This is a genomic window from Verrucomicrobium sp. BvORR106 (assembly GCF_000739655.1).
Taxonomy (GTDB): Bacteria; Verrucomicrobiota; Verrucomicrobiia; order Verrucomicrobiales; family Verrucomicrobiaceae; genus Verrucomicrobium.
In genome coordinates, this window is sequence record NZ_BATR01000092.1 from 145,294 (window position 1) to 158,372 (window position 13,079).

A 13,079-nucleotide genomic window follows, 5' to 3' on the forward strand; every position below is an offset into this window, starting at 1 on the left:
AGCGCGCAGAGGCACGGAGGGGGCAATAGCGTGAGTCCGGTTGGAAGAGTTTTGGACAACAAAGTTGGCAGGGTGTTTCTACCGCTGGAAGCCAAATGTGACGCAGGGAGGAGGAGTTTCGTCTTGCCTATCGTGGAATTTCCCCGGCAGAATGCGCGCTCACGCACATTCCTGCTATGAAACCCTCCTACGTAGTCCCTGCGTTGTGGGCCGCTTTTTTGGTGGCCAGTCTCCCTGCTCAACAACCACCCCAGTCCTCTACGGGTTTAGCTCAGAGCGCGCTTGCGCCCGACACCTGGACTACCAAGACCTATCGATTTCCCTCAGATGAACTGGGGGCCGGTTTTGTCTCCCGGGATAAGGGGCAGCTCAAAGCTCCGAAGCTGCCCAAGGCAAACGCCACTGAGGCAGAGGTGGCGGACTTTCTGAAGAAATCCGACGCCATTGTATCGCTCTATTTGAAGGATCAGGGAATCTCGTTGCCTGAGGGATCCGTAGTGGCGTATGATTCTGCCAATCAAACCTTGGTGATCCGCACCTCAGGGAAGGCGCACGAGCAGATCGGTGCCTGGGCGACCACCTTGATCAACCAGGTGCCTGCCTCCCTGACCTTTGCCACCTATCTGATCGAGGCGGAGGCGACTGAAGTGCGCAAGCTTGTGAACGAAGCTGGCGGCAAAGGGGATCATTCGGCCCAGTTGGCCAAACTCAAAGCCCTGGTGGGAGAAGGGAAAGGCCGGCAGGTCGATCTGCTGCGCTTGGAGATGCGCAGTGGCCAGCGGGCGACCGTGGTTCACGGAGAAGAAAGAGTCAACGGCGTCGAGCTTTCGGGCTCGAAGAATGGCTGGACGGCGCATGCCAATGACACCCGGGAGATTGGGGCGCGCATGGAGTTGGATCCCGTGCTCGGCCCGGATGGAGAGACGCTGGATATCAATATCGCCATCGATCATGACTATCGTCTGCCGCTAGACCGCTGGGAGCCCGTTGCGCAGACAGGCTCAGGGGGGCGCGCGGCCGTGCGAGTGACTGACTACTACCGGGTAAAGGTCACCACTGCCCAGACGATGCTGAGCGGCACCGCCCGGCTCCTGGGGGTATGGAAGCCTGAAGGCGCGCAAGAACCGGGGCGGGAAAATCGGTTGTTGGTGGCCATTGTCCGGGCGGATGTCGTGCCGCTGCTGGCAGCAGTGGACCGTCAGGTGGAGACGATCTTTGCCGCGCACGCAGAGAAACTGCGGCCCACTCCGGCCGCAGTACCAGGGATCGTGCAGGATCCCTCTTTGCCCGCGGGCATGATCATTCGAAGATTCAAGGTGGTGCCCAGTTTCCTCTCGGCTGCCGCTTCCAGAGATTCTGCGGCACCTGCTGCTGCCGCTGCTTCTGATCCCTTCGCAGCGGGGTCCATGTCGAATGAACCCCGCATGACGGTGCGCATCACCGCACTGGATATTCTCCGAGCCCAGGGGATCGTTTTCCCTCAAGGCGCCTCGGCAAATTTCAATGCGGCCACGAGCGAGCTGATCGTTCGAAACACCCCGGAGAACATGGCGTTGGTCGAGACGTTCATCGACACCCTCACCTCAGTCCTGCCGATCAATGTTGCGTTTAATACCCAGATCGTGCAGGCGGACGGTGCCTTCTTGCGCAAGCTTGAGGAAGAGTATGCCTCCCGCGCGGACCACGGGAAAATGTGGCAGGCGGTTGAGGAAGCCATCGCCCAAGGGCGCGCCAGCTACGTGCAATCCCTCTGGATTGGCACCCGGTCAGGGCAGCGGGTCGTCACGCAAGTGAGTCGCGAGTATTCCTATGTGACCGAGGCCGCGACGGAGAAGGAGGAGGCTCCAAAGAAGGCCCCCGACTCCAAGGCCACGCCACCTGAGCAGGCAGCAACTCCAGCTACCGTTGACGCCCAGAAGGCAGAAGGGAGACTAAGCCCCGTCATCGAAATGCGCCCCGTGGGAACCTCTCTTGAATTGGATCCGGTTGTCGGGCCGGATGGCCGGACGATCGATGTCAGCTACGCCCTGGAGCGTCACTATGCCGCGCCAACCTTGCGCATTCCGCTGGCGGGTGATGATCCGAAAGTCATGAAGCTGGATGCTCCCGCCACGAGCTTCCACAGGGCCAATACGACCTCCGCGATTACTTATCTTCCCGGGATGATCCGGTTGATTGGGATTTGGAAGCCTGAGGGAGCGCCGGATGCCGGGAACGCGGACATCATGCAGGCTGCCTTCATGCGGGCAAGCCTCGATCCCGTGGGACCGGCCGACAAATAAGTCGGCCGGGTCCGCTGATGAAGGGGCCTTACTTCTTCCGGGGCAGCGCGCGGGTGGCTCCGCCGCTGATGCCGCCGTCCACGAGCAGCGTTTGCCCGGTGACGTAGCGGCTGCCTTCAGAGGCGAGGAAGAGCAGGGGAGACTCGAGGTCGTCCATGCTGCCGGGGCGCTTGGCGGGGATACGGTCGGTGAGGTAGTCCACCCAGTCAGCGTCCTGGTACATGACCGCATTCTGTGCGGTCTTGAACCAGCCGGGGGCCAGGACGTTGACGGTGATGCCGTCCTTGCCCCAGTCATCGGCCAGGCTCATGGCGAGTTGTTTCACCCCACCGCGGCTCGCGCCATACGGGGCGAGACCGGCATAACCTGCCACACACGTGACGGAGCCGATGAGGATGATCCGGCCGTATTGGGCGGGGATCATGAGTTCCTTGGCAGCCTGTTGGGCGAGGAAAAACGAGCCACGCAGGTTAGTGTCGAGGATAAGGTTCCAGTCATCCCAGGTGACGTCCACGGAGGGCTTGCGCACGTTGCAGCCGGCGTTGCAGACGAGGATGTCCAGCTTGCTGTAGTGGGCCTTGGCTTCCTGAACGGAGGCCACGATGCTTTCGTAGGACCGCACGTCCAGCTCCAGCGGGAGTGCCCGGCGCCCGAGATCCTCCACGCGCTTCACGATATCATCCAGCGACTTGAGGGTGCGGCTGGTGAGCACGAGATCCGCCCCGGCCTGAGCCAGAGTCATGGCGAAGCGCTCGCCCAGACCACGGGAGGTGCCAGAGACAAATGCGACCTGTCCAGCAAGGGACGGGGTGGACGGAGAGGGGGAGGAGACGGGACTGCTCATGTGATGTCTGGGAAGAAAGAGGGGATTATCAAACGCAAGGACCGGGCTGGTGGCAAGGAGTTGTCCTTTGATTTGTGACCGATGGGTCCTCACGCGGCACTTTCCCTGATCTCAGGCTTGGAATTGCCGTTGTTTTGGCTATATAAAATATTTGCATGTCAGCAACATTCCCATGCCACAGGTTTTTGGCAGGTGCGGTCCGTTCTTGGGGTATCGGCATGGCACTGGCTCTGGGGAGCGCGATGGGCGCCCTGCAGGCGGCTCCTCCTGCAACCACTGCGGCGGGAGCAAAGGCCGTGAAACCCAAACCTCCCGCAGCCATTCCTGTCGCCCAGGCTCCATCGGTGGTGGAGGGGCTGAAGGCCTTGGGTGGTGGTCCGGCGCGCCTGGTGTGGGTGCTTGGCCGGGACGTGGAGGACTTGTTCGTTCAGGGGAAAACGGGGCAGCTTTACGTGCTGGATACGGAGGATGGCAAAGGGCAGCGCTGCCTTTTGGAAGAGGTTACCAGCTATGCGAAGCCCATGCTCTCCCCAGACGGGAAACAGATCATCTTCACCAACCTGGATCAGAAAGCCGTGTTCATGGTGAACTTCGACGGCACCGGTCTGCGCAAGGTGACGGAGGGGTATGCCTCGGACGTCTGGTGGGATCCGGTGACGAGCCACACCTGGGTCTATGTGCGGCAAGGCTACCGGAACACCCGCGGAACGATCGTCCGCCACCGGTTGGATGATCCCAAGGTGATGGAGAAGGTCTGGCAGGCCTCCCCGACGGGACAGCCGTTCATCGCCTACTTCCAGCTCAGCCGGGACGGGAATGCCGCCGTGGACACGTTTCCCTGGCCTCAAGTGGGGCTGGCAAACATTGGTGAGGGTGGCTACGCGGCCCTCGGCAAGGGGTGCTGGCCGGGCATCGCGCCGGATGACAGTGACCGCTGCTTCTACTTCACGGGTACGCACAATGCGATTGTCCTCTCAGACAGCTTTGCCAAGACGACGCGGACGATCTCGATGACGACGATGCCGGGGCTGAGCTCACCCACAGCGTTCCATCCCCGCTGGAGCAATCACCCTCGCATCCTCACGGTGACCGCGCCGGAAGGAAAGCCCGACACAGAGCTGTATGCCGGGATCTTTGATGCGAACTTCACCAAGATCGAGAAGTGGGTGCGCATCACCCACAACCAGCAGGCGGAGTGCTTTGGGGATGCGTGGTTCGCGAGCGGCATCCAGCCGGTGAAGACGGAGTCCTCGTTCGCCAAAAAGCGGGCGTCCACCAAGCCCAAGACGGTGAGCCCTGGGCTGGTCTTCCGCTGGGAGAATGAGAAGGCGACCAATGCCATCTTTGATCAGGATGGCGGAAACAACCGCTTCTGCCGGGCAGTCCTGGAAGGGGATGCGGTGCCCAATGCCTGGTCCGGTGCGGAGTTGAGAAACGGGGCCCTCGTGGCGGACGAGGAAAGCACGGCTGCGGCCCTGCAGGCCTGCTCCGGTCAGCAGGCATTCAGCCTTGCCTTCAGCGCCCAGGCGGCGCGGGGGCTGGAGAGCGCCCGAGGTTCATTGGTGGCGATCGGCCGGCCGGGCAAGGGGCCTACCTTCACGGTGGACCAGGTGGGGCCGGCCCTCTTTGTGACGGTGCTGACGGACGATGGCAAGATCAAGCACATGGGCATGGGGGCGGTGTCAGATCTAGAACCCACGCAATGGGTGCTGGTCTATGCCGATGGCCTGCTGGAGTGCTATCGCAACGGGTTGATGGAACGCAGCTGCAATGTGCGGCCGGAGTTCATGAGCTGGAGCTCGGCCTCCCTCCGTTTCGGTTCACGATCCGACGGCAGCGCTCCCTGGCGCGGAGCGATCGATGGCATTGAGATTTTTCAGCGCGCCCTGGCCCCGCGGGAAGCGGTGGATCTCCACACGCATGAGGCGGGAAACTGGGCCCAGCGCACGGCTCCCGCCCGGCTGGTGGTGGAGGCGGAGCTGGTGGAGCGCAGCACGCTGCCCGATCCAGAAAAAATCACCCCCTATACGCGGGCGCTCGTGGAGAGCGTGTGGAAGGTGCGCAAGGTCCTGAACGGCACGCTCAAGGAGAAGCGGGTGGTCGTGCTGCACTGGTGCATCCTGGGCCGGCAGCCAGTGGAGACGGTGGCCAAGGCGGGAACGGTGAAGCAGCTGACGATCGAGCCACTGGAAGCCCACGCCCAGCTGGAGGGGGAGCTACGGGCAACCGACGTCCTCGACGCCGAGCTGCCCGTGTATTATGAAGTGCGCTGATCAGGCGGGCGAGTCCGCCCGGTCCGGCTAGCGGCGGCTTTTGCCGCGAGAGGTCGGTTTGGCCTTGGTGAGAGGCTTGCGCTTGGCGGCCACGGGCCGACGGGTCGGTGAGGTCTTCGTGCGGGTGGCTTTCGGGGCGGCGGCAGTATGGTTGCCGGGGGCCTTGCCTGCCTGCTCCTCCAGTTGACCGCGCAGGAGCTTCACTTCCAGCTCCAGCTCGGAGAGACGGCGGGAAGTATTCTGCAGACGGGACGCAGTGATCCGGGCGATGAACTCAAAGAGGGCCGCGTAGAAAGCGGGGTATTCCTCACGGGGCTTGATGTCCTGCAGGAATTTCTGGTCCACGGCCAGGCAGACGGAAGGCTTGGCTGCCACCACGGTGGCGGAGCGGGTGTCTTCGTTGACGAGCGCCAGCTCACCAAAGATTTCCCCGGGGCGGGTGATGGTTACGAGGCTCTTCCCATCCTTGCGGACCTCCATGGCCCCGCTGAGCAGAATGTAGATGCGGGAATCCACCGCGCCTTCTTGAATGATCGCGTCGCCGATTTCGCACTGAATGTAGCTGCTTGAATTCAGCACGTCATCCAGTTGCTCCTCACTGAACGAGCCCAAAAAGGGCACGGACCGGAGCGAATCGGGCACTTGGCCATGCTCGTGAATAAACGCGAATTCTTTCATGTGGGTGAGATTGTGTCAAAAAGTGAGGAAGAAGGAAAGGGTGCAGTCAATCGGGGCAGCAAAAACCAAGCCGACGTGTCGCAAGTGACAAGGCTTCCTCCGCGCCTGTTCATTTTCAATGACAAACTCATTCATGTTTTTGCAAATCTGCGGGACAAATCACGTGGTTGCGCAGTCGGAGACGCATGATTAAGTTTTCAGTTCCATGAAAATATCCCCACGACTGCGTTATCACGCGCTGTTTCTGTCAGCCGGTGTCACTCTGGCGCTGACTCAATGTGACAAAAAAGACGCTCCCGGCACGGGGGCTGAGGCAGGCTCCGGGGTCCCATCGAGCGCGGCCCCTGCAGCGCAGCCTCCAGCTGCTCCAGCCCCCCCGCCCAAGGCTCCTTCCCTGGCTGATCACGGGGCGAAGCTCGGCTTTGTGGCCAAGCTGCCGGTCGGGACGGAGTTCTACCTGGGCACCACCCAGCTCAAGCAGCATCTGGATGAGCTCAAGAAATCCGCCTACTGGAAGGACATGAACGCGCTGGTGCAGGACAAGACGCCTGCGCCCACCGCGGGAGACAAGTCCCTCAACACCCTCCAGGAAATGTGGGGGGATGATGTGTTCATCGCCGGTGGGGCAGGCTTTGCCCAGACCGCCGCCCTGCTGCGGGATTTCAACCGCCTCTACAACGAGGTGTACTTCAAGGCCCTGCTGGCTGGCGGTGCTGCCAGCCTGAAGGGGGAGGAAGTGGGCTCCAACCCCATGATCTACCTCCAGTCGTTCCTCAGCGATCCCTCATCTATCGAGCGGCTGGCGGACTTCGTTGGCAAGTTTGAGATCATGCCTCTGGTGGTGGGGGTGAAGACGGCCAAGCCTGAAGAGGCGCTGGCGTTCCTGAACAACACCAAACAGCTGGAAGAGAAGAAGATCTTCCAGATGAGTGATCTGAAAACGCCGGGCGGGCATGACTTCCGCGTGGCGACCGTGGATCTCGCGCTGCTGCTTCCAGAGGAGAACCAGGCCCAGATGCTGGCCATGGTCCCAGAGGGGCTCCCAGAACAGACGGTGAAGACCATCGAGAAGGCGTATGACGCCGTGCAGGCGAAGAAGTTCAAGCTGGCCTGGGGCGTGGTGGACAGCCACCTCGTACTGGCCTGCGGGATGAACCTGGATCACCTGAACCTGGTGGCCGATCCTGCGGCCTCGGTGCTCTCCAAGCCGGAGATGGCCCGTCTGCTCCCTTACACGGGCAAGAACCTCGTGGGGCTGACCTACGCCAGCTCCGCGACCATGGGGGCCTTCAACGACGACCAGCCCTTTGTGCCGATGCTCCGTGGTCTGGTGGACGCCATGAAAGAGAACGAGATGTTCAAGGAAATGGGCCAGGTGCTGGACAAGCAGCTGGTGGACCTGTCGCCCTTGGAAAAGGCCGTCTATGGTGCGGAAAGCAGCACCCTGACAGCGGCCGCTTGGTGGGACAAGGGCATCCACTTTGAATCCTATGGTGGGATCAAGCCCCGCTTCCTCGATCAGGGCAAGCCGCTGGACTTCGCGAAGCTCATCGACAAGGCGGGTGTCGTCTTCGGGATCGTGTATCACCGGAACGAAGGCTACGGCAAAGACTTCCGCGCCTGGATGGAAAAGCTGGTGAGCATGCTCTACACCGGTACCCAGGAACTCGTGAAAGCGGGCATCGCCGGGCCGGATGGCGGTCAGCAGTTTGCCCAGTTCGAATCGACCTTCCTCCCCGTGCTCTTGAAGGCCTATGAGGCGGACAAGAACATGGATGACCTCGGCATGGGCAGTGAGCTGGCTCTGATTCTGGATGTGAACGGCAAGATGCCGGAGCTGCCCGGCCTGCCGCCAGAGTCCAAGGGGTCCAAGTTCCCCCGCATCACCACGGTGGGCGCGGTGAAGAATCGTGGAGAACTGGCCAAAGGCTGGACGACGATCAAGGAATCCATCAACGGTCTGATCCCGTCGGAACCTGGTGTCCCTTCGCTCTTTGGGCTGGGAGATCCTATCACCTCGGAGAAAAACGGCGTCACCACCTACTTCTACGGGTTTTCATTTTTGCCATTCTTGAATGGAGATCTCCTGCCGGTGGCTAGCATTAATGACAAGGTGCTTCTCCTGAGCACCTCCAAAGAAGCGGCGGAGTCCTTTGCCGGTGACCTGACCCAGCCTTCCGCCAAGACGGTGGATGGCTGTGTGTGGAAGCTCGATCTTGGGGCTCTGGCGGACTATGTGGCCGTGGCTTCCACGCTCTCTCCCACCCAGACACCGGAGAAGGCCAAGGAGCTGAAGGAAAACCTGAAATGGGTGAAACCCTTCGGAGCCATGGACGGCCGGATCTTTGAAGAGAATGGCGTGGTCCGGAACTCCCTGCATTGGTCGATTGCCGACGTCGTGTCCTTCGACTGATCCCTGTATTCCCTCCCAAGCGCCGCAATGTCCGCGAACCGTCTGTATTCCTCCTTCGACACGGAGCATCCCAAACCCCGGCCCACTTCAGGCCAGGACCACCGGACGCCCTTCCAGATCGACCGGGACAGAATCCTGCACAGTTCCGCATTGCGGCGCCTTCAGGGGAAGACGCAGGTGTTTTATTCGTTTTTGGGCGGAGAATATGACTTCTACCGCACCCGCCTCACCCACAGCCTGGAGGTGGCCCAGATCGGGCGCTCCATCTGTGGATGGCTCAGCAAGTCGAGCGAGCTGCTGAGGGAGGGCGAAAGCGTCGATGCGGACCTCGTGGAGGCCGCCTGTCTGGCGCATGACCTGGGGCATCCGCCCTTCGGTCACACTGGAGAACGGGCGCTGCATGACCTCATGGCCCCGTATGGCGGGTTCGAGGGAAATGCCCAGACGCTCCGCCAGCTCACGGTGACGCTCTTTGCCGAGAGTCGCGACGGCATCAATCCCACGCGGGCGCTGCTCGACGGGGTGCTGAAATACAAGACCCTGCAGGTGGAGACGCCTGGGGCCGCCAATCATTATCTGTACAACGATCAGGAGACCTATCTGGATTTCGTCCTCGGGTCTCAGGCCTTTCCCGCTGAACTGACCCCGGGCAAGGAACGCAATGGATTCCGCTCCCTGGAATGCCAGATCATGGATTGGGCGGATGATACGGCGTATTCCATCAATGACCTGGCCGACGCCATCCAGGCGGGGTTCATCACGCCCGTGAAGCTGGAAGCCTGGTCAGAGAAACACACCCTGTCTGAAGCAGAGGCTGCGCATGTGACCTTTCTGCTAAAGGCCATGCGCGATGGCAAGGTGGAGGCCCGTCTGGGGCGGAGCATTGGCGAGCACATCCGGGCCTGCAGCCTGGAGGAGCGTGGTAATTTCCTCAGTGCCAGCACCCGGCGCTATCACTTCGGCCTGGTGGTGGAGCCAGACATCGCCGCGCGTGCCAAGGTGAACAAACGCATCGCAAAAGAGCTGGTGTTCGACACCCCTCAGCTCCAGCAGCTCGATTTCAAGGCTGCCAGCGTCATCGAGCGGCTCTTCAACGCGCTCAAGGATCATTACATCGAACCTGAAAAAGGCCGCAGGTCCCTGCACCTGCTCCCAGAGCCGGTGGCCAAAGCCATCCACGCGGAGCCGGAAAAGGACAGCCGGGCCAGGCTGGTGTGCGACTGGATCGCGAACCTCACGGATCGCAGTGCCTTCCGAGTGCACCAGCGGCTCTTTGATACCAGCGCCGGCGCGCTGGAGGATTTGTTGTAGGATTTTGGATTTGTGGGGCGCTTTATCTCATGAACCCTCCGGGTTCGGAGCCTACGGCATCCACCACTGGATTGCCGTCAGGGGTTCGCGACGTGACGGGAGGCAGGTCGGCCGGAGCTCCAATCTCCGGCGTATTACGTCCCTCTCACAGGCTACCAAACACTGTGATCAACCGCCAGTTGGTACAGCCGGACGACGCCTGCTGCGTTGACCCACGGGGCTCGCTACTTTTAACTTTCCACTCTCAACTTTTCACAGCGCTCTTCGCTTCTCCCTTCACTGCAATCAACACCCGCTCGCGTCCCACTCTCCCCGGATAGCCCGTTTCCGGTACCCAGGACTCCTGCACGGTGAATCCCGCTTCTTCCCAGAGCCCGGTCAATTCCTCCGGTGTGATTCCAAACGGCGGGCCGGTTTCACCGGGGTCCATCTCGGGATCGATGAAGAACACGCCGACCACCGTGCCTCCGGGCTTGAGGGCATCGCGGATGCCTTTCACATAGGGCGTCCGCAGTGAGGGATCGAGGGCGCACAAGCAGGTATGTTCCCATGCCAGATCAAACTGCTCGATCAAGGAGGCGGGGAGTTCAAACAAACTCGCCTGCACGTACTGGGCGAGTTGCGCCTCATCCAGTTTCTGGGCGCGCTCTATCGCCAGCGGGGCGAGATCGACCCCGGTGACCTGGCAACCTTGGGCGGCCAGCCAGCGGGCATCAGATCCGGTGCCGCATCCAGGTACCACCACGTCCCCCTTGAGAAGGTCGGGGTGGCGTTGCTGCACCTCCGCCAGCACCGGTGTGGGCAGCCCCTTGTCCCAGGGGGTGGCACCGGTTTCGTAGAGCTCGTTCCAGTTGGTAGATGCGATTTCAGGTTTCAAAATGGAGATGGGAAATTAAGATGTGTTGATCAGTGCAGTGCGGCCCTCGCCTGCTCAGAGATGTCGGCGGCGTGGATTCACCCTTTCCAATACGTCGCCATCCCAACCCACGAGACCGAAGTTCATGCCGCCCCGCGCCGCCATCAGCAATTTCATCATGACCGTGGTGATCCTGTTTTTCATGCTGATGCTGGGCATGCTGCTGAAAGCGCGCTACCGGCTGCCTTCGGAAGCGAAGGAGGGGGCGGAGGACTCCGTGCCTAAGGCCATTCCGGTGGCCATCCCGGTCGAGGAAACGGTCTATGAAACCCGGGCCTATAAAGAAGGGGAGTGGTGGGTGCTGCCGCATCCCGAGCTGGTGGTGAGCCGCGCCAGTGAGCCGGACACGCTGCGCATTCGCAGCGGTCCCAAGGAGGATGTGTTTACCCTCTATTTTGTGGATGCGGCGGAGACAACGTGGATGCGGCCCCGTCGGTTGCGTGATCAGGCGGAGTTCTTCCGGAAGGCCCCGGATGACCAGGTGATCGAGGCGGGTGGCAAGGCACTGGGGTGGGTGACGGACCTGCTCTCCAAGCACCCCTTCACCGTTTACACAAAGTGGGGGCGGGTGCCGGAGACGGAGCGCTACTACGCCTTCATCAAGGTGGAGGTGGAGCCAGGCAAATTTGAGGACCTGGGTGAGATGCTGGTGCGTCGTGGCTATGCCTCCCCTGCGGGCCAGCAGACCCGGCCCATGCCGGAGAGTCTGCCCCCCGTGGAGCGCTACATCGCCAGCCTGGGCAAGGCGATGGCGCAGGCCAAGGCCGAGCGCACCGGGCTGTGGCAGGCGGCTACCCCCTGACGGTGGATCGTGCCGGTGCTGGGGCGGGCACGTCCTCCACGGGAGAGAATCCAGAGGCATCTGAGGCCGGAGCGGCCAGGAATCCAGGAGTCTTGGGGTTGGCCCCCTCACTGGGAACAAAGCCGGGGGCCGCCTGGGAGAGGATGAGCGCCGCAGTGGTGCGATCCTCCGCGCCAATGTGGTTGAAGATGCTGCGCAGGTGGAATTTCACCCCGGCCTGGGTCACGTTCAGCAACTGGGCGATCACGGGGTTGGATTTGCCGATGGCCAGCCACACCGCTACATCGAGCTGACGAGAGGTGAGCTCGGGATACACCAGCATGAGACGCTGGCGGAGGCCCATGTTGCGCGCTGCCCGCTGCGAGGCGTGGGTATAGAGCGTCTCGAAATGCTGGCGCAGCAGGGTTGCGATGGCCCGGTCCTCCTCTTTGAAGGGGGCGTTGCTCCGGCGCATGGCACCGAAGGCGATCACCTTGGTGTCGCAGGGAAAGTTAAAGCCCAGCACGTGCTTCACGCCGATGGGGCCGTACACCTGCTGAATGATGGGGTTGGCCGCCAGCTCCGCGGGGGACATGCATTCCGCAGCGAAGAGCACCCTGCCCTGATAGTACTGGGGAAGAGCCTCAAAGAAGGGGTGGCCCCGGGGTGTGGTGGCATACCGGTTCAGGGCATCCCGCACCTCCTGGGAGTCATCTGTGCACATGCCGCGGTTTTGCCAGGTGGCGTGGTCCACCTCGCCGTACACCGCAAAGTCGGAGATGGTCAGCTCGCGGAGCAGTTCCGCCGTGAGACGGGGAAACTGGGCGAGCTCCGGTTCGTTGCCGTACAGGTCAAGGAGCCGGCTATTGAGAAGAGATTGACGGGGGTCGGAAGCGGAATCGCTGGCGGCTGGGGGTACAGGAGCGTTCGTCATGCTTTTTTAGGGGGGAATTTCTGTCTCAAGAGTGTCTCCACGCCCGCGACAGCATCTCAAAATACTATCCGATGGGTCAGTTGTCCCCAGCGAAGTATTTAGGCATGTTAGTGACAAGTAAAGTTCTGCCTGAATTACATCCCTAAGAAAGATGCTTTCAGGTCCTGAACCTTAGCTGCCCATTTTCACCGATCCCCTTGACGGATTCCAGAAGGTTATCGCCTGCAGGATGCCTTGCTCACACTGGACTCTGATTCAGGACCCCACACAGAGCCCCGCCTGATTCATGAGGCGGGGCTCTGCTGTTTTCAAGCTGCACCTCAATAAATCCGCATTACGGATGAGGAAACGCAGACCTTGGGGGGTATCTTAGAGACTCCTGCGATTTTTCCGTCTTCGTAGACGGTTTGAGAAAAAACGGTGCAGGCGTCCATTGTGCCCCTACCAGTGGGCTCACCAACTGCTCCTTGAGTTTATCCTCGCCCATGCTCGGGTGTGTCATGCCACCCCGCCAAAGATGGAGTGCAAAAAAGACCGGCATCTTCTTTGTCGTCCTTGCCTTTTTGGGCATGGGCATGCTCGGAGGATCCTGGTGGTACGGCAGCCATACTGCTCCCAAGGTGGACGCAGCACGGGGCGTTGCGATG

9 protein-coding genes are annotated in these 13,079 nt (G+C 61.4%); 5 read left to right on the forward strand and 4 right to left on the reverse strand.

Translation table 11 applies throughout. From position 1 onward, the window contains the following. The first annotated feature begins 176 nt into the window (after positions 1 to 176). Entirely contained in the window at positions 177 to 2,282 is a 2,106-nt protein-coding gene (locus tag BV106_RS14480; RefSeq protein WP_038165756.1) for a hypothetical protein, read from the forward strand. Between the two features lie 28 nt (positions 2,283 to 2,310). Here the strand turns inward: BV106_RS14480 and BV106_RS14485 are convergent, their stop codons facing one another. Beyond that, a complete protein-coding gene (locus tag BV106_RS14485) occupies positions 2,311 to 3,126 on the reverse strand; it encodes an SDR family oxidoreductase (RefSeq protein ID WP_038165758.1) in 816 nt (271 codons plus the stop codon). 218 nt (positions 3,127 to 3,344) lie between these two features. Here BV106_RS14485 and BV106_RS14490 point away from each other — a divergent pair, with 218 nt between their 5' ends. Further along, positions 3,345 to 5,399, forward strand: a complete 2,055-nt coding sequence (locus tag BV106_RS14490; RefSeq protein WP_038165760.1) for a LamG-like jellyroll fold domain-containing protein — start codon at positions 3,345 to 3,347, stop codon at positions 5,397 to 5,399. Between the two features lie 27 nt (positions 5,400 to 5,426). Here BV106_RS14490 and BV106_RS14495 read toward each other — a convergent pair whose 3' ends face one another. Further along, positions 5,427 to 6,077: a cyclic nucleotide-binding domain-containing protein gene (locus BV106_RS14495; RefSeq protein ID WP_038165764.1), complete on the reverse strand. Its 651-nt coding sequence runs from the start codon at positions 6,075 to 6,077 to the stop codon at positions 5,427 to 5,429. 205 nt (positions 6,078 to 6,282) lie between these two features. Here BV106_RS14495 and BV106_RS14500 point away from each other — a divergent pair, with 205 nt between their 5' ends. After that, the gene (locus tag BV106_RS14500) at positions 6,283 to 8,490 is read left to right on the forward strand and encodes a hypothetical protein (RefSeq protein ID WP_038165766.1); all 2,208 of its coding nucleotides are present in this window, start codon (positions 6,283 to 6,285) and stop codon (positions 8,488 to 8,490) included. Between the two features lie 27 nt (positions 8,491 to 8,517). Next, positions 8,518 to 9,801, forward strand: a complete 1,284-nt coding sequence (dgt, locus tag BV106_RS14505; protein ID WP_038165768.1) for a dGTP triphosphohydrolase — start codon at positions 8,518 to 8,520, stop codon at positions 9,799 to 9,801. Positions 9,802 to 10,045: 244 nt separating this feature from the next. On the opposite strand, the gene BV106_RS14510 is transcribed toward dgt, so the two are convergent. Beyond that, positions 10,046 to 10,678, reverse strand: coding sequence for a methyltransferase domain-containing protein (locus tag BV106_RS14510; protein WP_051945832.1), 633 nt, complete (start codon positions 10,676 to 10,678; stop codon positions 10,046 to 10,048). 124 nt (positions 10,679 to 10,802) lie between these two features. Between BV106_RS14510 and BV106_RS14515 the strand changes: the two genes are divergently transcribed. Next, positions 10,803 to 11,519 (forward strand): hypothetical protein, encoded by a 717-nt coding sequence (locus BV106_RS14515; protein WP_038165771.1) that lies wholly within the window; start codon positions 10,803 to 10,805, stop codon positions 11,517 to 11,519. On the opposite strand, the gene BV106_RS14520 is transcribed toward BV106_RS14515, so the two are convergent. Continuing rightward, a complete protein-coding gene (locus BV106_RS14520) occupies positions 11,509 to 12,432 on the reverse strand; it encodes a helix-turn-helix transcriptional regulator (RefSeq protein WP_038165773.1) in 924 nt (307 codons plus the stop codon). The two genes, BV106_RS14515 and BV106_RS14520, sit on opposite strands and share 11 nt — an antisense overlap. Positions 12,433 to 13,079: the final 647 nt, after the last annotated feature.

What these genes read in the sequence shown, in the direction of transcription:
- BV106_RS14490 (WP_038165760.1), top strand. Translation starts at nt 3,345, where the DNA reads ATGGCACTGGCTCTGGGGAGCGCGATGGGCGCCCTGCAGGCGGCTCCT.
- BV106_RS14500 (WP_038165766.1), top strand. Translation starts at nt 6,283, where the DNA reads ATGAAAATATCCCCACGACTGCGTTATCACGCGCTGTTTCTGTCAGCC.
- BV106_RS14480 (WP_038165756.1), top strand. Translation starts at nt 177, where the DNA reads ATGAAACCCTCCTACGTAGTCCCTGCGTTGTGGGCCGCTTTTTTGGTG.
- BV106_RS14515 (WP_038165771.1), top strand. Translation starts at nt 10,803, where the DNA reads ATGCCGCCCCGCGCCGCCATCAGCAATTTCATCATGACCGTGGTGATC.
- BV106_RS14495 (WP_038165764.1), bottom strand. Translation starts at nt 6,077, where the DNA reads ATGAAAGAATTCGCGTTTATTCACGAGCATGGCCAAGTGCCCGATTCG.
- BV106_RS14485 (WP_038165758.1), bottom strand. Translation starts at nt 3,126, where the DNA reads ATGAGCAGTCCCGTCTCCTCCCCCTCTCCGTCCACCCCGTCCCTTGCT.
- dgt (WP_038165768.1), top strand. Translation starts at nt 8,518, where the DNA reads ATGTCCGCGAACCGTCTGTATTCCTCCTTCGACACGGAGCATCCCAAA.
- BV106_RS14520 (WP_038165773.1), bottom strand. Translation starts at nt 12,432, where the DNA reads ATGACGAACGCTCCTGTACCCCCAGCCGCCAGCGATTCCGCTTCCGAC.